This is a genomic window from Helicobacter valdiviensis (assembly GCF_003245365.1).
In the GTDB taxonomy this organism is placed as follows: domain Bacteria; phylum Campylobacterota; class Campylobacteria; order Campylobacterales; family Helicobacteraceae; genus Helicobacter_D; species Helicobacter_D valdiviensis.
Map to the genome: position 1 here is coordinate 18,642 of NZ_NBIU01000017.1, position 21,901 is coordinate 40,542.

A 21,901-nucleotide genomic window follows, 5' to 3' on the forward strand; every position below is an offset into this window, starting at 1 on the left:
ATAATGGGACAAGTAACACTAAACATTGATGGGCAAGAAATAGTCGCAAATGAGGGCGAGAGTATTTTGAATGCTGCTAGAGCAAATGGAGTTTTTATTCCTGCAATTTGTTATCTTAGCTGTGCTTCTCCTACTCTAGCTTGTAAGATGTGTATGGTAGAAGCTGATGGGAAAAGGGTATATGCTTGTAATGCTAAAGTTAAAGAGGGAATGAGTGTTTTGGTGAATACTCAAGAGATTTTAGAAGAACGCAAAGCAATTATGCAAGCTTATGATGTCAATCATCCGCTTCAATGTGGTGTATGTGATAAAAGCGGGGAATGTGAATTGCAAAATTACACGCATTATGTGGGTGTAAATCAGCAAGAATATGCAATGAAAGATGAGTATAGAAGTTTTGATACTTGGGGGCAAACTTCTTATGATCCAAATTTATGTATTTTATGTGAGCGTTGCGTAACTCTTTGTAAGGATAAGATAGGAAAATCCTATATTAAAGCGCTTAAAAGAGATGGAGAAATGCCTCCTAAAGAATATAAAGAAAGTATGCCAAAAGATGCTTTTAGTGTATGGACTAAATTTAAAAAATCCATTATCGGTTTAAGTGGAGAAGGAGAATGTCAAGATTGTGGGGAGTGTGCTAGTGTGTGTCCTGTAGGTGCATTGGGGGTTAGTCATTTCCAATATACCTCTAATGCGTGGGAGCTAAATAAGATACCTAGTAGCTGTATCCATTGTGCTAATGCATGTCCGCTAAATTATGAAGTGAAATATGAAGGAATTGGGGGAGAAAATCAAAAGATTTATAGAGTAAGTAGTGATTGGAATTTTGCTACACTTTGTCCTGCTGGGAGATTTGCTTATGAATTTAATCATCAAGGACACATAAAAGATAAGATGTCTTTTAATGGTGCTCTTGCAGCTTTAAAAGAGGCAAAAAGTATAAGATTTTTGGGGAATATTACCAATGAAGAAGCACTTATTTTACAAAAACTAAAAGAAAAGTATGGATATTTGCTAGTGTGTGATGAAGTGTTTAGCTTTCAACAATTTTTACAGCAATTTAAGGGAGTAAGTGGGAGCTTAGGGAGTGCTACTCAAGAAGAAATAAGAAAAAGTGATTTTATAATGTGCTTTGGGGGTGCATTAAGCTATGATATGCCTGTAATTACCCATAGTATCAATAATGCTCTTAAGATGAATAAGGGTTCAACTTTAGCATATTTCCATACACAAATAGATGTGGTGGCTAATAAGTTTGTTAAAAGCACAAATTTAATTAGTAGTATTTATAAACCACAAAGCGAAGAAGCCTTTGCACTGCTTTTGGCGAGTTTATGCGTAGAAGAAGAAAAAATGCCAATAAGCTTAAAAGAAGAAATTAAACGCTATGAGATTGTTCTTAAAAAGACAGTGCAAGAAGAAATTAAAGAAAAAATTAAAGTGCAAAAACTTGATGAAAATGGAGAACCGCTTTTAGACGATAAGGGAGTAATCGTCTATGAAGAAAAAGAAGAGATTAAAAAGACTGATAAGGAAATTGAAGTTTTAAGTAGTAAAATCTTAGAGTATTGTCAAATAGAAGAAGAGATTTTTAAGGTGAAGGAAATTCTTAAAAGCTCTAAAAATCCTGTTTTGGTAGTAGGTTTTGATTTGTATAGAGCAAAAAATGCAAAAAATATAGCAACTATTTTAGGAATGATTGAGCTTTTAAGCAATATTAAAATCTTGCTTTTGCCTCCTAGCACAAATGCTCTTGGAATTTCTTTGATTTGTGAATTAAGCAAAGAAGCACAAGGTTATTGTATAGGTTATAACACAAAAGGCGATTATAAAATGGGTTATGAGAGTGATAACTCTTTGATATTGCCTTATTTAAACGAACAAGAAGGGACTTTTGTAAGTGCGGATAAGCGTGTTGTGCCTATCAATCCTGCTTTTAAATATAAAGGGTATGAGCTTAATGATCTTGCAAAAGAGCTAGGTTTGGATTTTGAGAACACAATAGAATATACAAGAATTTTGCCTATAAAATCTGGCTTTAAAGAAGTGGAATATGATAGCTTAGAACATGGATTTTTAAATGATGGTAGTGAGATTAGAGGCTATCTTTTGCATAATGAATTTGAGAAATTAGAAGCTAATATAGAAAGAGTAGAATTAGGTGCTTTAGAGGATTTTAATCTTTACTCTAGAAATCCTCTCTCGCATTTTTCAAATCTCACTTTGCAAAGCAGTATTTTGAAAGCAAAAAATGGTTTGCAAGTTTCTAAAAGTATGGCAGAAAAGCTAAATTTAAAAGAAGATGATAATGTGGAAGTGGAATTTACAAATCTTCAAAGCATTGTAACTAAAGTTGTAATTGATGATGGAATGGAAGGTGAATTTTTAGCTTTAGGAATGTGTGAGTTTGATGAATTTAAATATTTTCCACAATCCCGCTATGCTAAAGCTACAATAAAGGTAAAATCATGATGGCTTATATAATAGAAACTTTAATTAAAATATTATTGGTAGTGCTTGTTTTTTCCGCACTTGCTGGATTTGCAACTTATGTAGAAAGAAAGCTTTTAGCTTTTTTTCAAAGAAGATTAGGGCCAAATTTGGTGGGTCCTTTTGGTATCTTGCAAATTTTAGCTGATGGAATTAAGCTTTTTACAAAAGAAGATATTGTGCCAAGTTCAGCAAATCGCCTTATTTTTAGAATTGCACCTGTAATTACTGCAGCATGTGCTTTTATAGCAATGGCTCCTGTGCCATTTTTCCCTCCTTTTGAAGTTTTTGGACGCACAATTAATCCTATTATTTCAGATATTAATGTGGGGATTTTATTTGTGCTTGGAGTAGGGGCTGCTAGTATTTATGGCCCACTTTTAGCAGGCATGAGTGCAAATAGCAAATGGTCTTTATTGGGAGCTGCTAGAGCTGCTGTGCAACTGCTTAGTTTTGAAGTGGTTTCAGGGCTTTCGCTTTTAGCACCTATTATGCTTGTAGGTTCGCTTTCGTTAATAGAAATCAATAATTATCAAAGTGGTGGAATTGAAAATTGGCTTATTTTCTCTCAACCTTTAGCATTTGTTTTGTTTTTGTTTGCAGGTTATGCGGAACTTAATAGAACGCCTTTTGATTTATTAGAGCATGAAGCAGAAATTGTTGCAGGATATGCTACAGAGTATGCAGGAATGCGTTGGGGTATGTTTTTTATAGGGGAGTATGCAAGTATGATTTTGCTTTCCTTTATTGTATCTTTGATTTTCCTTGGTGGATTTAATCCATTGTGGTTTATCCCAGGAGGCTTAGCCATTGTTTTAAAAGTAATGTTTTTAATCTTTCTTTTTATGTGGGCTAGGGCTGCTTTCCCTCATGTAAGGCCAGATCAGCTTATGGGACTTTGTTGGCGTGTGCTATTTCCTTTGGCACTTTTGAATGTGCTTGTAAGCGGTTTTGTGATTTTAGGAGGTGCGTGATGATAGAATACAAAAAAATTTATGAAGATAAACAACCTATTACTAATACAGAACGCTTTGTGAGATTTTGGAATAGGGCATTAAAGGGAGAATTATTTGTAGGGCTTTGGCTTGTGTTTAAGGAGATGTGTAAAGCACAAATCCATACCGTAAAATATCCTTTAGAAAAACTTCCTTTAAGCCCAAGATATAGAGCAGTGCATGAGTTAAAACGCTTATTAGAAAGTGGTAATGAGCGTTGTATTGGCTGTGGGCTATGTGAGAAAATTTGCGTATCTAATTGCATTAGAATGGAAACGCTTTATGGAGAGGATAAACGCAAGAGGGTTGTAGAATATAGTATTAATTTTGGGCGTTGCATTTATTGTGGGTTGTGTGCTGAAGTATGTCCAGAACTAGCTATCGTGCATGGAAAAAGATATGAGAATGCAAGCGAACAAAGGGCTTCTTTTGCTCTAAAAGCAGATATGCTAACTCCTATTGATAAAGTATTGCAAAAACAAGATGAAGAGTTTAATGGCGTAGGCTGTGTAAGTGAAAATGCTGATATGCTAATCAAAGCAACCCCTTTAAAATATTTAGAAGAGAAAAAGGAGGAAGAAAATGCTTGAGGCAATTGCATTTTATACCTTTTGTGGCTTAAGTCTTGGTATGTTTTTGGTAGTTGTTACTACTAATAATATTCTTTATGCTTTGAGTGCTTTAGCAGCAGGTATGATTTTTATTTCTGCATTTTTCTTTTTATTAAATGCAGAGTTTTTAGGAGTAGCACAGATTATTATTTATACAGGTGCTGTTGTGGCTTTATATGCTTTTGCTATGATGTTTTTTGATACTCAAAAACTAGAATCACAAAGAGTGAAAAATCCTAAACTTGTCTTTTTATTAAGTGGTGGTATTGCTTTGCTTTTATTGGTGATTTTTTTAGCACCTGTTATGAGTTTAAATATGCAAGATTTGCAAGTAGCCTCTAAAATGATGGAGGGAGTTGGTAATACTGAACAAATTGGTTATGTAATTTTTGTAAAATTTTTAATTCCTTTTGAAATTGCTGCAATTATGTTGCTTGTGGCTATGATTGCTGGAATTGTTTTAGCAGGTAAGGGGATGAAACATTCTCTTACAGAAGAAGAGCAAGGAGAGAAGATATGATTGGAATCTATCATTATTTGATTTTATCAGGTTTAATGTTTGCAATAGGACTTTATGGGATGTTAAGGCGTAAAAATCTCCTTATGCTTTTTTTCTCTACAGAGATTTTATTGAATTCTGTAAATGTGGGCTTGGTAGCTGTAGGTAATTATTGGAATGACTTGGGAGGGCAGATTTTTGCTCTTTTTGTCTTGGCAGTGGCAGCAAGTGAAGTAGCAGTAGGTGTAGGGCTATTAATTGCTTGGTATAAAAAGCATCATAGTCTAAATTTAGACGATTTGCAGATTATGAAAGGCTAAGTATGGAAACAATAATTTATTTAGCACTTTTTGCACCTTTGGTTGGGAGTTTGTTTGGAATTCCTTTTGCAAGTAAGCGTAAGTTCCAGTTTGTAGGGGTTTTTGCCACTTTGATGCTTGGAGTTTCCTTTGTAGCTTCTTCTTTGCTTTTGGTTAATGTTTATCAAGGGGGGGCTTTAAGTGTTACATTAATGGAATGGATTAATGTAGGAACTCTTTATATTCCTTTTGGGTTTTTAGTAGATAGTGTGAGTACAGTTATGATGGTAGTGGTTACTTTAGTTTCACTATGTGTGCATATTTATGCTATTGGTTATATGAGCCATGATAAAAGCTTTAATAGATTTTTTGTTTATTTGAGTGCTTTTGTTTTTTCTATGCTTATTTTGGTAATGAGCGATAATTTTGCTGGATTGTTTATAGGTTGGGAAGGTGTAGGGCTTTGTTCTTGGATGTTGATTGGCTTTTGGTATGATAGGGATAGTGCCTCATTTGCCGCAAATGAAGCTTTTATTATCAATCGTATTGCAGATCTTGGAATGTTGCTTGGAATCTTTTTAATTTATTGGACCTTTGGAAGTTTGCAATATGGAGAAGTTTTAACAAAAATTTATGAAGCACCAAAAGAGTTACTTATAGCAATTGGAGTATTATTGTTTGTGGGTGCTATGGGTAAGAGTGCGCAATTTCCTTTGCATACTTGGTTAGCAGATGCGATGGAGGGACCTACTCCAGTATCTGCACTTATCCATGCTGCTACTATGGTAACAGCTGGAGTTTATTTGGTGATTAGAGCAAATCCGCTTTATTCTTTAATTCCTGAAGTGGGCTTTGCTATTGCAAGTTTAGGTGCGTTTGTAGCGGTATTTGCAGCAAGTATGGCATTGGTAAATAGGGATTTAAAACGCATAATTGCTTATTCTACGCTTTCACAGCTTGGATATATGTTTGTAGCAGCAGGACTAGAAGCTTATTGGATAGCACTTTTCCATCTTGCAATCCACGCATTTTTCAAATCCTTATTATTCTTAGGTGCTGGAAATGTAATGCATGCTATGAATGATAAGCTAGATATTAGCAAAATGGGTGGGCTTTATAAGAGCATGAAATGGAGTGCGATTTTAATGATTTTAGCTTCCATTGCATTAGCTGGAATTTATCCATTTTCAGGCTTTTTCTCAAAAGATAAAATTTTAGAAGTAGCATATGATAGTGAGGCTTATATCTTATGGGGTATGTTATTGTTGGGTGCCTTTTTAACAGCATTTTATAGTTTTAGACTTATTATGCTTGTATTCTTTGGTAAAGCCAAACATGAAGAGCATCCTCATGAGGCTTATCCTTTTATGATTTATGCGATGCTTCCTCTTGGATTTTTAGCGGTTTTTGGCGGTTTTATAGAACCATTGTTCCACCATTTTGTATTGCAAACCCTGCCACAATATGAAGCTAAGCTTGCTAAAAATGTGCTTTATATTTTAATTGGAGTTACTTTGGTGGTAGCATTAAGTGGGATTTTATTTGCTGTGTTTAAATATAGAAGGGGTGGATTTTCATCTAAATGGGAAAATACTTTTATTTATAAAATTCTTTTTAATCAATATTATATACCACTTTTATATGATAAGCTTTTTATTCAAAATTATAAAAGACTATCCAAAATTGCTTGGTTGCAAGTGGATAAAAAAATCATTGATACGATTGTAGATAGCATTGCTAAGATATGTGAGGGAAGTGGTGAAAAATTACGCTTTGTGCAAAGTGGAAATCTTTCTAGTATGCTTTGGATTATGGCTTTTGGATTATTCCTTTTATTATTATTTGCAGTATTTTGGAGATAACCTATGGATTTGTTAAATTTAATTATATTTTTTCCTTTTTTAGCTGCCATTTTAGGTTTAATGATTAAAGAAAATCTGAAAGCCTATGCAGTTGTTGTTGCATTAGTAGAATTTATTTTTACTTTATTTTTGTGGTATAGCTATTCTTTAGAAGAGGGAGGCTTTCAATTTATTAGTCAAATTCCCATAGCATTTAATGGAATTAGTTATTTAGTGGGAATTGATGGAGTTTCATTATTTTTGGTTTTGTTAAGTTCTTTTATTATGCTAATAGGTTTTATTTATCTTAATGAAACAAAAGATACAAAAAAGCTTATCATCTCTTTGCTTTTTTTAGAAGGGATTATGATAGGGGTATTTTGTGCGCTTGATATGATTTTATTTTATATCTTTTGGGAATTAAGCTTAGTGCCTATGCTCTATATTATTGGTGCATGGGGTAGTGGAAGTAGGATTTATGCGGCAGTAAAATTCTTCTTATATACATTTTTGGGTTCTATTATTATGCTTGTTGGGATTTTGTATTGTGCGTATTTTTATGCAGAAACCACAGGCACATGGAGTTTCTCACTTTTAGATTGGTATGTAATAGAAGCAATGCCAAAAAATATTCAAATGTGGCTTTTTGTGGCATTTTTCTGTGGATTAGCTGTAAAAGTGCCACTTTTCCCATTCCATACTTGGTTGCCTTATGCACATGGACAAGCTCCCACAATCGGTTCTATTATTTTAGCAGCTGTGTTGCTTAAAATGGGGACTTATGGATTTTTAAGATTTTCTATTCCACTCTTTCCAGATGCTTCAGTAGCTTTTGTGTATCCTATTGCTATTTTATCTTTGATTATGATTATTTATGGTGCCATTGTGGCTTTTGCGCAAGAGGATATTAAACAGGTAATCGCATATAGTTCTATTTCACATATGGGTGTGATTATGATAGGACTTTTCTCTTTTGTAGAAGAGGGAATGAGTGGTTCTGTATTTTTTATGTTAAGCCATGGGATTATTAGTGGTGCATTGTTTATGATGGTGGGTATGATTTATGAGCGTCGCCATACAAAATTGCTTAGTGAGTTTGGTGGAATTGCTAAAACCATGCCAAATTATGCGGCAATTTTTGGTTTTATGATGATGGCTTCTATTGGACTTCCTTTAACTATGGGCTTTGTTGGGGAGTTTTTATCTTTGCTTGGATTTTTTGCAGTTTCTAAGACGATGACTTTGCTTGCAGGATTAAGTATTATTGTGGGTGCTATTTATATGCTAAATCTTTATCGTAAAATGTTTTTTGGTAAAGTGAATAATGAAGCAAATTTATCCTTAAAAGATTTGAATTTAAGAGAGTGGAGCGCACTTTTGCCATTGGTAGTGATTGTTGTATGGCTAGGTGTATATCCAAAGCCAGTATTAACCCCTATAAATGTAGGAGTAAAAGAAGTGATTAGTCTTGTAGATTCACGCATTAGTGGGCAATCCGCAAAAAAATTTATAGAGCAGACAAAGACGAATCTTAAAGAGATATGGGGGGCAAATTAATGTTAGCAACACCAACTTTTTCATTAACAGAAATGAATTTTGTAAGTATTGTGCCCATGCTTATTTTGCTTGTGGGTGCACTGATTGAATTAATTGTGGGAATGTGCTTAAAAAATGCGAACAAGCAACTTTATGTTGCATTATCTTTGATATTTTTAGGAATGTCTTGTGGTTCTTTATTTTTTTTAGAAAATGTTACGGGTGTGAGTGCATTTTATGGAATGATACTTATTGATTCTTTTGCGTTTTTAGGGTTATTGATTATTTTGCTTGCAGCTTTATTATTTTTACCTCTTACGCTTACTTCTAAAAGGTTTCATGATTTTTCCTATTATGAATTTTATTCCCTCTTTTTGTTTATGTGTGCGGGATTTGCCTTTATGGTTTCTAGCACACATTTAGTGGTAATCTTTTTAGGATTAGAAACGGCATCTTTGGCACTTTATACCTTAATAGCAATGCATAATCGCAGAACTTCTTTTGAATCTTCTATTAAATATTTTGTTATGGGGGCTTTGAGTGCTGCTTCTTTTGCATTTGGTGTGATGTTGCTTTACTTTGCAAGCGGGCATTTAGAAATCGGTGCAATTTGGGAGGTATTAAATCTTAATGAAGGAAAAAATCAAATATTGCTTTTTGCTTCTTTGGCATTTTTTGTTGTGTCCTTAGGGTTTAAGTTATCCTTGGTGCCTTTTCATACTTGGACGCCAGATGTTTATGAGGGTTCTAATGCATTTTTAGCGGGATTTATGTCTATTGTGCCTAAGATCGCAGGTTTTATAGTAGCACTTAGAATTTTTACTCTTTTCTTGCCAAATGAGGGGGTGCAATATCTTTTTTATGCACTTGTAGTTATTACAATTACTTATCCAAACTTGGTGGCGCTTGTGCAAACTGATGTTAAAAGAATGTTGGCATATAGTTCAATCTCGCATGCAGGTTTTGTATTTAGTGCTATTTTGATAGGTGAAAATGCTTATAGTGCACTTTTTGTTTATTGGTTTTTATTTTTATTTGCAAATCTTGGTGCGTTTTCTATGCTATGGGTATCTCGCACAAAAGAGCATGTATGGGATAAACGCTATGATCATCCTTATGAAAAATTTTCAGGTCTCATTAAAACCTCTCCTATTATTGCAGTGATTATGGGTATTTTCATGCTTTCTTTAGCAGGTATTCCTCCTTTTTCTGTCTTTTTTGGAAAGTTAGAAATTATGAGTGCTGCTATTTCTAATGGTTTTATTTTCTTGGCTTGTGTGATGGCTGTAAATAGTGCTATTGCAGTTTATTATTATCTAAAGCTAATTGTTTATATGTTTTTAAAAGAGCCTGTTGTAGAAAATGGAGAGCTTTATACGCAAAATGCTACATTGCCTTTGAGGATTATTATGGCTATTGCTGCTGTTTTATCTACCTTTGCTATTTTTTATTTTGATGTTTTGATGAAAATTATTCACACAGCACTTTATTATTTGTAATTTTAGCCTAAAAGTCTTTTTGGGGAAGGAGGCTTTTAGGATTTTTAGATATATTAATGAGGGCTTTAGGGGATAAAAACTTGACAAGGGGAGTATTTTAGAATAAAATTACACCATTACTTTTTTAAACTGCAAAATTTTAAGAAACTGCTAGGAAGCTTTTGTGAGAGCAGAAGTTCTACAAGTTTTACAATTTCATTTTACTTAAAAATATAATCTTCTTAGGCTTTGCAGAAATCACCAAAGGGACAAGATGGGCGAAAACAAAGAGTATAAAAAAGACTATAATAAAATGAGGACGCATACACCTGTAGAGGGGCATACGATTGAAGAATTGCGATCTTTGCCAATTAATAAGCTTGCAGATATTGCTAAATCTTTAGGGATTGAAAATCCGCAAGAATTTTTGCGTCAAGAGTTAATCTTTGAGATTTTAAAAACGCAAGTAAGCAAAGGTGGCTTTATACTTTTTACAGGAATTTTAGAAATTACTCAAGAGGGCTATGGCTTTTTACGCGCAATTGATGAGAATTTTTCAGGAACGCAAAATGATGCATATGTAAGCAATACGCAAATCCGTCGTTTTGCATTAAGAAATGGGGATATTGTTACAGGGCAAGTGCGATCTCCTAAAGATCAAGAACGCTATTATGCACTTTTAAAGGTAGAGGCTATTAATTACCAATCTCCAGAAGAGATGAAAAATAGACCCCTTTTTGATAACTTAACTCCACTTTTTCCCACAGAGCAAATTAAGCTTGAATACAATAGTTTTAAAATCACAGGAAGAATGTTAGATTTATTCTCTCCAATTGGTAAAGGACAAAGAGCGCTTATTGTAGCTCCTCCTAGAACAGGTAAAACAGAGCTTATGAAAGAATTAGCCTATGGAATTACACATAACCATCCAGAGATTGATTTAATAGTATTGTTAATTGATGAGCGTCCAGAAGAAGTTACAGATATGGAAAGAAGTGTAAAAGGGGAGGTTTATAGTTCTACTTTTGATATGCCTGCAATCAATCATACGCGTGTAGCAGAACTTGTAGTGGAAAAAGCAAAAAGAATGGTTGAAATGGGGAAAGATGTCGTGATTTTGCTAGATTCTATTACGCGTCTTGCAAGGGCTTATAATACTGCTACTCCAAGTAGTGGCAAAGTGTTAAGTGGAGGTGTAGATGCTAATGCACTCCATAAGCCTAAAAGATTTTTTGGTGCTGCTAGAAATATTGAAAAGGGTGGTTCGCTTACTATTATTGCTACAGCTCTTATTGAAACAGGTTCAAGAATGGATGAAGTTATTTTTGAAGAGTTTAAGGGCACAGGTAATAGCGAAATTGTTTTAGCAAGAAATATTGCTGAGAGAAGAATTTATCCTGCTATGGATATTTTAAAAAGTGGGACAAGAAAAGAAGAATTATTGCTTGGTAATGATAGATTGCAAAAAGTTTGGGTATTACGCAATGCGATTCATCAAATGAATAATGAAATTGAAGCTTTAACTTTCTTATATTCTCAAATGCAAAAATCCAAAGATAACGAAGAATTTTTAAATATGATGAATGATAGTGCAAAGGACTAAAATGACTCCAAACAGGATTGGTGTCTTTGATAGTGGAGTAGGGGGACTTAGTGTTTTAAAAAATTTGCTAGAAACCAATAAATTTCAAGAAATTATTTATTATGGAGATACTGCAAGGGTTCCTTATGGCACAAGGAGCAAAGAAGTAATTATTAATTATTCTCTAGAGGCACTTAGTTTCTTTGAAAAATTTGATTTAGATTTGTTGGTTGTTGCTTGTAATACAGTTAGTGCTTATGGATTAGAAGCTATGCAAAAAAGTGCAAAATATCCAGTTGTGGGTGTGATAGAACCAGGAGTTTTAGCATTGCAAAATAAAATTACTAATTTAGAAGATAAAATTCTTATTTTAGGCACAAAAGCGACAATTTCTAGCAATCTTTATCAAGAACTTTTAGTTAAAAAAGGCTATAAGAATTTAGAGGCAAAGGCTACAAGCTTGTTTGTTCCTCTTGTAGAAGAGGGGGTATTTAGTGGGAATCTTTTAAAAGAGTGTATGGAATATTATTTTAAGGATTTAAAAACACCTGAAGCTATAATTTTGGGTTGCACGCATTTTCCACTTATTAGGGAAGCTATTTCAAATTATTTTAATAACGAACCACTTTTAATCCATTCTGGCGAAGCGATTGTGGAGTATTTGGAGAGATTTTACACTTTAGCAAAAAAGGAGCAAGAAACAAAGGTGCGATTTTTTGCAAGTGATAGCGTGGAAAATCTCGAAAAAACCGCTAAATTATGGTTAGGGAATTAAGACGCTTTTAGCTTATTGATTATTTTGCATAGATTGCATAAAGGGTTTTGCTCTACCATTAAACATTATTTGGAAATATTATTCTCCTTAAATTCAATACTTTTTGCTACATCACTTTTAATTTTTCTCCTATAATTAATTCTGCTTGTTCTCTTGTCATTTTCTATCCTTTATTATGGTATTTGTTTGATAAAACCTAACCTTAAAACATTTACACAAAGCTAATCCTATTTTGTTTAATCATTCTAGCACGATTGATAAGAGTATAAAGGGCTATATATTCATTGTTAAGCATTTCTTTAAAAGTTTTACTGTATCTATCCCCATCAAACTCAATACTTTTCCATTCTATAATCTCTGCTTTAGCATTAGTGATAAAAGAAATATATTTGTCTCTTTGTTTATCGTGTTTAATACCTGCTCGCATTGGTTTAAGTGCTTCATCATACCAAATCACTTCTAGATTTTCTTCTTTGATGGTTTTTAGTGCTACTTCTTTTGTTAGATATTCTTTAATGTCTTTGATATCATGATATTTATGCCAATAATTTTCTTGTAACATTTTATCAATGGCTTCTTTTTCACTATCAAAAGAATACTTAAATTCAACACCTCCCCTTTCTCCAATATAAACAGCTTCGTATTTATTATTGTTAGGATTAAACCAAATTGTAAAATGATATTCTCCTGCTGTATAATCATAATCACGCCAAGTTACATAAAATAACTTTTCTTCTTTTATAATCAATTCTGCTTGTTCTCTTGTCATTTTTTATCCTTTAGAAAAATATAAACCCACTAAGATTAAATCAAATCATAAGGAAAGTATTTGTATTGTTTAAATTCTTCTTTATCTAAATTCATTAGCTTTACAATTGCTGCACCTTCAAGATCCCAAGTATCTAGAGGATCTCTTAATCTTGTATGTTTTTTCATATATTGATGTAAAAACTCAATATCTTGAGTAGCTACAAATTCTTTAATAAGCTCGTGTTCTTTACAATTACATTTGCGTTCTAAATTTAAATTCTTACCCTTAGAACCCATAAAATGTAAAAACCAATCTCTATTAAAAATATCTTTTTTCTTTCTCTCATCTTCTTCTATTAATTCTAATACACAAGCACTATCCATATCTAGTAATACTCTAACACAAAGTTCAATAGCATTTCCTCTATAATCGCTAGTATCAAATCCTCCTAATTCTAAACGATTTTTTTGTCTTAATAGCATAAGTGCTTCTAAATCTTTTTTAACTAGATTTATATCATCACCACGAGAGTATTTATCCATAGCAATACATTTTTTTCCATCTGTTATAGAAAAAAAATAATTTTCCCTTCTTGCATCCCCTAGTGGAAGTTCTAAGAGTCTTTTTTCATCTTCTTTAATTTCTTCTTCCCACTCTATTATATGTTTCGTAAAATACGCTTCATCTCTCTTAGTATCTCTTAGCATTTTTATCCTTTCTTTAGTATATATTTTATTCCCATTTAAGCTCTAAATCAAAGCCTAAATCTTTAATCAAAGTTTCAAAATATCTTAAGCCTTTGTTTTCTCTTAGCCAAGCAAAAATCGCCTCCTCATCCTCTAAATCACCTGTATAGCCAAACTCATCAGCCCATTTATAAGCATCATACCACCAATTACCATGCGTATCTTCTAGCACAACTTTAGCATACTCTACCGCCTCATCACTTGGCTTTAAATCCCGCATAGCATAGAGAATCTTAAAGGCTTGTTCATTTTCTTTTAGTAGCTCTTCTTCACTAAATTCTTCATTACCTAGCGTGATACCGCCTAGCACTTGCGAGAGTGCTAACCCATAATAATACGCACCTTCCTCACAAATAATAGGTTCTGTAGCATACTCGCTTAGCTCTTGCCTTTCATCAATTCTGCCATTTATATTTGCGCCTTGCTCTATTGCTTTTGTAAAAAGCTCAAAATCACTAGTCATAATTGCCTTAAAAAGCAAATCATCTGCATTATTTATATTGAATGGTTCTCTTAATATTTTTTGTTTTGGAAGATTATGCAAAGTGCGTGTGCGATTAAACAGAGCATAAAGTGCAACAACTTCCTCATCAAACACCAAAGTTTTATACTCTATGATTTGTGCCTTAGAATCTGTTATAAAGCTTACATAGGTATTATTTTCACGCTTAATACCTGCACACACAGGCCTTAATGGCTCATCATACCAAATGAATGGGTATTGCAAATCCTGCAATAACTTTTTTAGATTCTTTTCATCCATTCCCTTTTTTTTAGCAACCTTATAAAGATCAATATAATTTTGTGTAAGCAAATATTGTAATGCCTCATCTTCTCTCTCAAAGTCTTTTTCATGCTCTATGCTTGCACGCTCACCTGTTCTAAAAACCTCATATTTTTGCACATTCTTATCCCACCAAATTCCTAGCATATATTCGCCTAAACCCTCTTTTTTCCTCTTATACCAAGAGACTGAAAAAAGCTCCTCTTGCTTTATGATTTGCCTTGCTAATTCTTGTGTGATTTTTGGAGTTTGTAAATCTAGCTCTTTTTGCAATCTAAAAAACTTATAATTTTTATTGTTCAGTAAATGGCCAAAAGTCAAAGGGCTAAAGGTGGCATTGCTTTTAGATTCTAAAAACTCATAGAGAAATTTTGGAAACTTAGATTCATCATACCCACTAGAATTTATTAATATAGCCAGTGTAGAATCTTCTTGCTTGGTGTAAATATTACAAAAATCTTGCCCATCTTCTATGAAAATCTTATCATTAAAAGGGCTTTCTTCTAGCTCTTTAATCTCTGCAATCTCGCTATTTTCCTCACAATAGCCTAAATATATTTGACTATATTTGCTCAAATCAAAGAAATTTTTATTTTCCAAAAAGTCTTCGCAAAATGCTTTTTCATCGCCGATAAAATACTGATAATGTGCTTTGCCTATAAAATCTTGCCCTTTGTAAGAGCAAGCATAAAGCCAAAATGCGCCATCAATTTTTTGTGTGTCATAGTCGCCAATGATGACTTGGTAAGGTGTTTTATTATACTTTTTATCTTGCTCTTCCAAGATATCTATAAGAAATTCAAGCGCTTCATCGCTTTTTATGCGAATAATTGCCACATCATCTCTGTGAGTCTGATAAAACTTAAAGCCGACTATATTATAAGGCATATCACTGATTTTTTCTCCTTCAATTACACCTATACCTTTACCGATAATACGCGACTCACCAACTTCGCCTAAAAATTCGTTTGTTATTTTTGTGGTTTTTGCAAAAATGAGTTGAGAAATATTGCACCGCTCTAAAAAGTCTAAAAATGCTCTTTTGGCTTCATTGCAATTTTTGGCGTTACTAAAATCTCTTAAATTGATTTTTAGCTCAGTTTCTGTGGATTCTATGTTAAAGGTTGTGTTATCTACACTAGATTTTGAGAGATAAACTGATGAGCTAAGCCCCAAAAACTCCAAAATTGGCTCTATATCTGTATGTAGATTCCCCATTTTTAAATTTTGCATGATTTCATCGATACGCCCCTCTATTCTTTCTTTTTTACCTAAACTCTCATAAGCTAAAAAGTTGAATTTATCATCAATAAACGCATAGATAAAAAGCTCTGGCCTATAATCTTCACACTCTTGAAATTTTGTATAAGAAGGATACTGGTTCTCTAAATACATCGCTCTTTGCTCTACATTTTGCAATTTTTTTAAGATTCCTAGAACCTGCCTTAATAATTGATAAGCATTGCTTGAATTTAAAAAATCTTTTGCATTTTGCAAGGCTTTTAGATTATTCAGAGCGATTTTCTCGCCATTTTTTGTAGTGTAAGTTGTGTGTTTAAAAGATCGAAAGTTTTCATTATAGAGATCTGCTAGGTGAAAATACATAGATTTATAGATGTTTTTGGCATTTTCAAGATGTTTAATATAGGATTTTTTTATCTTAACTCCTGTGTATAAGAGCAAAAGGAAATGCTCCCAAGTTAGCTCAAAAGGCACACCCAAAAGATCATATAATGCCGTGCAATTTTTGGTGCTAAAGACTTTAGTTTGATGAAAAAGCGAATGGATAAAGATATTTTCAAAAATGCGCTCATCTATTTCATCATCAAAAAGCGCTTGAAACTCTTTAGATACTAAAAGGGCTTGTTGTTGCTCTTTACTTAAAAGATCTGCAGCAATCTCATAAAACCCGCAAAGATTTTTAATAATAGAATTGAAGAGTTTATCAAGTGCGTTTAGATGAATCTGTGAAATTTGTGTATCGCCTCTAAAATTAAAAATCTTTTGTATCGCCTCTTTTTCATAGTCTTTTAAGCTATCAACTAGGCGCGTTGGCTTTGCAGATTCTATAGACTCTGAATCTTTTAGATGTGCGAAGAATATTAGGGGTTTGCCACTAGAATCTGCATTGTTAGAATTTGTGTTGTTAGATTCTATGTGTTGTGAATCTTTAAAGTGAGATTGAAAGCCAGATTGTAGGCTAAGTGCGATATTTTTAGATTTTGTATTTTTAGGGGTTTTATCTTCATATTCTTGTATGAAAATTTCCATAGCTTTCTTGTAGGCGTTTTTGGGGTTTGGAGCTGTGGGCTGTGGTTGTTTAAAATCTAATTCTTCAATTTGCCATGTTGCAAACTCTAATTCTTTGGTTTGTGATTTTTCAAGCTCGCCATTTACCTCACTTATCGCACTTTCAAGCAGTTTTTGCGCGATTTCTTCTAGCTCTTGTTGGCTAAGATTGGAATCTAGCTGCTTGTAATCTATAAGCTTAGGATATTCCCCGCCAAGCTTAATAGCAAACATTTCTACATGCTCTTCATCGCTCCATTCTTGATCTATTTCCTCTTTAATTTGTGTGAGCCCATTAACGCGTTGGTAGTTTTGATACACACAAGTTTGCAAGATTAGATTAAGGTCTCCAAGCATTTTATGGCGTGGCAGGGCATAGAGATAGGCTTCTTTATCTTGGATTTGCTCTTTTTCAATGCGCTGATAGCTTAAAGAAGTGTAGGTTGTCGTTGATTGCAAAGCAAGATTTGCAAGTGTATTATCTACCTTTGCTCCTGCTGTTACAAGATTAAGCAGATAGGTTTTAGCCTGATTTAGCAGAGATTTTTCTTTTTGCGTTTCTTTTTGTATTTTTTGGGGCGTGATTTGCTCTGTGAGTGGGTGAAAGGCAATCACGCTGATATTATCTTTTGTAGCGTATTCGTGCATTGTAAGCGCTTTTACCACCCTTAGAAGCTCAGTATCCATGTAGTTTTGATACTCTTTTAAATCTTTAGCACTCAGGCGTTCAAACTGCGCAAGATTTAAATTGCAAACTTTTCTAAAGGCTTTTTGTTGCAAGAGCGATGCGCGCATTCTTAGGGCTTTATCTTTAGGGCGTAGCTTGCCCATTTTCTCTAGCTCCTCTTGTGTGCGTTCATATTGCTCACTCATCTGTCTGGAGAGTGCTTGAAAATCTTCTAAGTTTATCCCCATTTTCGCCCAAGTCTCTTGGAGCGCATTCAAAGAATTAAAAGAATTAAAAGCTAAAGGGGAAGATTCTGTGCTATCTTCTCTTAAATCCTCTTCATCGCTTTCATTATATTCTATTTCCTCATCTTCTTCCTCTAGTTCCTCATTTTCCTCATCATCAAAGTCATAATAATCCTCATCATCTTCGTAGTCCTCTTCTTCCTCATCTTCCTCTAAACTTAGTTCACCATTTAAAAATTGTGTATAGAGTTTGCAAAAATCTTCTAAAAGAGTCTTTATAAGTAAATCATACCCATGATAAGTAACAATCGTAGTTGCGCCTTCTTTATAGCACCAAAAGCACTCCACACCGCTTAATCTTACAAATAAAAGCAACTCGCTATTTAGTATCTCCTCTATCTCTTCTTCTTGCATATCATTGGGGATTTTTTGATACTCTTCTCTCTCCTCTAACTTTATGCTAAAGTAGCTTTTTTGCATAATTTCCATAAAGGTATTGAAAAAATCTTCATTTGTGTTTTGTATTTCAAAATAGCAATATTTGCCTTTTTTGTATTGTGTGAAGTGCATAAAACTCCTTAAATGTGATACAAATCATTTATTTAAACTTTTTAAGAGGTTTTAGAGCTTAGATATTAATCTAGCTTTTCAAAACCTCTTTAAGCTTTTAAAGTTTAGATTCTATGGATTTAATAAGCTTTTCTATCGCCTTTTTCTGTGCTTCATTTTCTGCCTTATTTAGCTTTGCCTTTGTGGCTTCTAGTATCTTGTCATCCACCTTTGCGCCACTTTCTATTAAAAGCTCACACATTGCTGTGTTTTGCGGGAGATTTATCGCAATGGTTTCTATCAACAGCTTTTGATCAAAGCAGTTGATATAGTCTAGTTCCGCACCATTTTTGATTAAAACTTTAGCAGATTCTATATGCCCCATTTTAGCCGCTAGAAAAAGTGGCGTATTCCCAAAGTCTGATCGATCTATCTCATAATCTTGGCTTAAAAGATAATTGATAATTTTTGCACGATTAAAAAACGCTACTGCGATTAGAATTGGCGTATCTAGCCTTAATTCTGGTAAGTAAATATCAAAATCTTCATCAATTAAATCCTCTTTGCACGCTTTTTTGATGATTTCAAGCGCACTCTCTTCATCTTCATTTTGTAAAACTACAAACAAAATTTCTGCAATCTCTTTTTCTAAAGCGCCCTCAAAAGTTTCTTTATAGTTTTTTAAAATCTCTTTGTTTGAAAGAGAGGCGATATTTTTATTAGCTCTTAATGATTTTAGCTTTTCCATAATGGCATATTCTAAAGAAATTGCCTTTTGGATACGCGCTTCAAGCTTTTTAAACTTCTCTGGATTATCGCGCTCCATTTTAAAGCTATACATAGAATCATAAATCGCATCTGCCTCTTCTTCTAAGTCCTTTATCCACGCCTTTTTGCAAGCACTTTTGAGGTTTTTCGCATCATATTCTAAAATCTCTAGCAAATCCTCACTAAAGCTAAGCGTTTTTTCATTTACCTTTTTATCTTTTTTCCAAAGTTTATATTGGGTTTTTAAGATATTTAGAATCTCATCTTTGAGATTTTTTGACTTTTTATCTAGATTCTTAAAGGCTTCTTTAATGTCTGTAATCTCACCCTTTGGGGTAAAGCTCACATCCTTTCTTTTTTCCTCATACATTTTCACTTGCTCTTCATAAGGCAGGCTTGTATCAATCTCATAATCTTTTACTAGCTCCTCCCAAGTCTTAGCCTCTAAGTTTTTTAAAAACTTTTTATTTGGAGCATTATTAAAAGCATTATCTAGCGGAGTTTTAGGCTCTTTGTATTTTTTATAATCATGCTCATAATCTAGCCCACAATAGGCAGCATTGATATCCGCACCATATTTTATAAGCACTTTTAGTGCTGCTCCTACAGGCTTTTTATCAGCAAATGCTGCATGGATTAAAGGGGTAGCACCTATATCGTCCCAAGAATACTTCTCCTCGCCTTTAATGCTTTTGATGTTAGGATTTGCCCCATGCTTTAGGGCTAGCTCTAAAAAGTCAGCTTTATTAAACATCGCCCAAGAATGCAAAGGCGTCTCACCATTACCTTTGTCATAGACTTCAAAACTTGCACCTTTGCTTAAAAAATACTCAATCACTACATCGCTTGTGCCCTTATTCTCAATATAGGCGGTGAGTGCATTATTTCCTGTGGAAAACGGACTATAATAATCCGCCCTAAGCCCCAAGCTTTCAAGATATTCCATCACTTCAAAGCTTTGTGTCTTCTCATACGCTAGCCCCGCATGAGCCAACGCAGATACCGGAGCATACGCGATTTGGGTTTTTTTAGAATTATGCGCTTGAGTGATAGGGAAAGTCTCTACTGCCTTTTTAATTTTCTTCAAATTCCCAGTTTTGATGACTTTCATAAAATCCTCAATCGCATCAAACATCTTATCACCTATGGTTTCTAATTCTTCTAGTATCATGATTTTCCTTTTTGGTTAAAAATAATTCAGGAATTATACAAAAAAACGATTTACAAGGCTATTTGCTTGGGTTTTCAAAAACTCTTTTTACCTTTGCAACTTTATTTTGCTTAATTAATCTATAAAGCTCTAGTTCTATATTAATTCTGTTATCTTCTTGTGTGTTTTGCAGTGTTTTGATGTGTGCATTGCTATCCTTTTTATTTGGCAAAAATAAAATCAAATTTTAACATAAAAGTTAAAGATTGTTACAAAGGTAATTGTGGTGGCAAATCTGGTATTCTAGTGTGGCGTTTTTCTTGCAGTCTTTAATGAGTATATACTCCTATTTGTTCTGTATTTAGTCGCATTTCTTCCTAAAATTTAATTGTAGTTTTAGTATTTTAGAGATTTGTTGGTTAAAGTTTAGTAATTCTTATTTATTAATTTTTGTAAAAAATGATAGCTTATAATTTGGAGTATTTTATTTCTTGGGGGTAATTTCTAAAACTTTTCTAAAAACTTATTTAATTTTATAATAAATTATAAATTATAAATAATATTTTTTTAAGATATGACTTGATTTTTTTTTTTTTTTTGTAGGATTAGGTATTACTTTTAAAAACAAGGAGTAAATGTGGTAAGCAAAATTAAATTTTGTTGTGGTTCTTTAAGTGTTGCAGTTTTGTTATTGTTTAGTGGGTGTATGGATGGTGAGGCTCCAGAAGTAACTACAGAGGGGATATATTCTAAAATTGCAGATGATATGATGAGGGCTTTTGGAAGTTCTAAGAGAGTGCCTATTAGAACAATGGTAAATATTAAGCCAGTTGATGGAGATTTACAAATTGATAACATAGTGGTAAATAGAGGAAATTGTAAGCCAGTGCGTTCAATGTATTATGATGATGTGAATGTGGATGTGCTAAAACAATTATTAGATAAGAAAATGTTAATTCAAGGCAGTCCAAAGAAAATAGAAGAATTAAAAATGAGAGCACAAAAAGAAATGGAAAATGATAGAGAGGAAAAACAAGAGGAAATAAGGTATCAATTGGAACTGGAGAAAAATTTAGAAGAAGCTATTGCCAAAAAAATATCAGAAAAAGAAAAGAAATTACAAGAAACTTATCAAGAAGCATTAAAAAAATGCAAATATGATTACACTCAAGGATTGCAAAGATTTACAATGAGAGATATTAGTCAAGAGTATATAGATAAAACTTGTGAAAAAGAAGGACAAGAAAGCAAGATGAATTTTTTAAGTTCTTATGAGAGAGAATTATCCAATATGCAATTACAATTAGAAGGTGCTAAAAGATACCAAGAAAGCTTGAAAAATATATTAGTAGATTACAATAAAACTACGCAAAAAACACTGCAAATTCAAATAGATTCAGAACTTAACTATTATTATGCGCCAGATGTAGAGGAAGTTATTGTTTATTTTGAAGGTAAAAATTATTATAGAAAGGGGTCGGAGGATATTATTTTGGGGTTAGATAAAAAATACCACGCTTTATTGCAAAGCAAATTTCCAATTAAAATAAAATTTGGGGATACTTATAAAATTTCATATAATTGTCCAGATGTTGTAGAGGTGCTTCTAAAGACAGATAAAGGAGAATTTACATATTCTTTTTAAGAAATAAAGAAAGAATTTGACTAGATGTAATATTGCAAGATAAGATTTGATTATCTTGCATACATATCAAAACTTTTAATCTCTCTAATCTCTCTAATCTCTCTAATCTCTCTAATCTCTCTAATCTCTCTAATCTCTCTAATCTCTCTAATCTCTCTAATCTCTCTAATCTCTCTAATCTCTCTAATCTCTCTAATC

Annotated in this window: 16 protein-coding genes; 11 read left to right on the plus strand and 5 right to left on the minus strand. The window is 33.2% G+C overall.

The genetic code is table 11. The features are described 5' to 3' along the window. The first annotated feature begins 3 nt into the window (after positions 1-3). The 10 genes from B6S12_RS06480 to murI all read left to right on the plus strand — a co-directional run bounded on the left by B6S12_RS06480 (position 4) and on the right by murI (position 12,109). Positions 4-2,475 carry an NADH-quinone oxidoreductase subunit G gene (locus tag B6S12_RS06480; protein WP_111229990.1) on the plus strand — a complete coding sequence of 824 codons (2,472 nt, stop codon included), beginning with the start codon at positions 4-6 and terminating at the stop codon, positions 2,473-2,475. Then, a complete protein-coding gene (nuoH, locus tag B6S12_RS06485; RefSeq protein ID WP_111229991.1) occupies positions 2,472-3,467 on the plus strand; it encodes an NADH-quinone oxidoreductase subunit NuoH in 996 nt (331 codons plus the stop codon). Before B6S12_RS06480 ends, nuoH begins: the two co-directional genes overlap by 4 nt. Further along, complete coding sequence (gene nuoI, locus B6S12_RS06490; RefSeq protein ID WP_111229992.1) at positions 3,467-4,078, plus strand: NADH-quinone oxidoreductase subunit NuoI; 612 nt, start codon at positions 3,467-3,469, stop codon at positions 4,076-4,078. Before nuoH ends, nuoI begins: the two co-directional genes overlap by 1 nt. Further along, positions 4,071-4,619: an NADH-quinone oxidoreductase subunit J gene (locus B6S12_RS06495; protein WP_111229993.1), complete on the plus strand. Its 549-nt coding sequence runs from the start codon at positions 4,071-4,073 to the stop codon at positions 4,617-4,619. Before nuoI ends, B6S12_RS06495 begins: the two co-directional genes overlap by 8 nt. Next, positions 4,616-4,918 carry an NADH-quinone oxidoreductase subunit NuoK gene (gene nuoK / locus B6S12_RS06500; RefSeq protein WP_111229994.1) on the plus strand — a complete coding sequence of 101 codons (303 nt, stop codon included), beginning with the start codon at positions 4,616-4,618 and terminating at the stop codon, positions 4,916-4,918. The genes B6S12_RS06495 and nuoK overlap by 4 nt, the downstream gene beginning before the upstream one ends. A 2-nt stretch (positions 4,919-4,920) precedes the next feature. After that, positions 4,921-6,759 carry an NADH-quinone oxidoreductase subunit L gene (gene nuoL, locus B6S12_RS06505; RefSeq protein ID WP_111229995.1) on the plus strand — a complete coding sequence of 613 codons (1,839 nt, stop codon included), beginning with the start codon at positions 4,921-4,923 and terminating at the stop codon, positions 6,757-6,759. Positions 6,760-6,762: 3 nt separating this feature from the next. After that, positions 6,763-8,295, plus strand: coding sequence for an NADH-quinone oxidoreductase subunit M (locus B6S12_RS06510; protein WP_111229996.1), 1,533 nt, complete (start codon positions 6,763-6,765; stop codon positions 8,293-8,295). Continuing rightward, the gene (nuoN, locus tag B6S12_RS06515) at positions 8,295-9,773 is read left to right on the plus strand and encodes an NADH-quinone oxidoreductase subunit NuoN (protein WP_111229997.1); all 1,479 of its coding nucleotides are present in this window, start codon (positions 8,295-8,297) and stop codon (positions 9,771-9,773) included. The genes B6S12_RS06510 and nuoN overlap by 1 nt, the downstream gene beginning before the upstream one ends. 253 nt (positions 9,774-10,026) lie before the next feature. Next, a complete protein-coding gene (rho, locus tag B6S12_RS06520) occupies positions 10,027-11,355 on the plus strand; it encodes a transcription termination factor Rho (protein ID WP_111229998.1) in 1,329 nt (442 codons plus the stop codon). Position 11,356: 1 nt separating this feature from the next. Next, positions 11,357-12,109, plus strand: coding sequence for a glutamate racemase (gene murI, locus B6S12_RS06525; RefSeq protein WP_111229999.1), 753 nt, complete (start codon positions 11,357-11,359; stop codon positions 12,107-12,109). Between the two features lie 211 nt (positions 12,110-12,320). On the opposite strand, the gene B6S12_RS06530 is transcribed toward murI, so the two are convergent. From B6S12_RS06530 to B6S12_RS11080, 5 genes are all read right to left on the minus strand, one after another. Further along, a complete protein-coding gene (locus B6S12_RS06530) occupies positions 12,321-12,878 on the minus strand; it encodes a hypothetical protein (RefSeq protein ID WP_111230000.1) in 558 nt (185 codons plus the stop codon). 35 nt (positions 12,879-12,913) lie between these two features. Beyond that, a complete protein-coding gene (locus B6S12_RS06535) occupies positions 12,914-13,567 on the minus strand; it encodes a PoNe immunity protein domain-containing protein (RefSeq protein WP_111230001.1) in 654 nt (217 codons plus the stop codon). Between the two features lie 25 nt (positions 13,568-13,592). Beyond that, positions 13,593-18,161 (minus strand): hypothetical protein, encoded by a 4,569-nt coding sequence (locus B6S12_RS06540; protein ID WP_111230002.1) that lies wholly within the window; start codon positions 18,159-18,161, stop codon positions 13,593-13,595. 97 nt (positions 18,162-18,258) lie between these two features. Then, positions 18,259-20,079 carry an ankyrin repeat domain-containing protein gene (locus B6S12_RS06545; protein ID WP_111230003.1) on the minus strand — a complete coding sequence of 607 codons (1,821 nt, stop codon included), beginning with the start codon at positions 20,077-20,079 and terminating at the stop codon, positions 18,259-18,261. Between the two features lie 58 nt (positions 20,080-20,137). Continuing rightward, a complete protein-coding gene (locus B6S12_RS11080; protein ID WP_181450978.1) occupies positions 20,138-20,290 on the minus strand; it encodes a hypothetical protein in 153 nt (50 codons plus the stop codon). Positions 20,291-20,695: 405 nt separating this feature from the next. Between B6S12_RS11080 and B6S12_RS06550 the strand changes: the two genes are divergently transcribed. Beyond that, entirely contained in the window at positions 20,696-21,703 is a 1,008-nt protein-coding gene (locus B6S12_RS06550; protein WP_111230004.1) for a hypothetical protein, read from the plus strand. Positions 21,704-21,901: the final 198 nt, after the last annotated feature.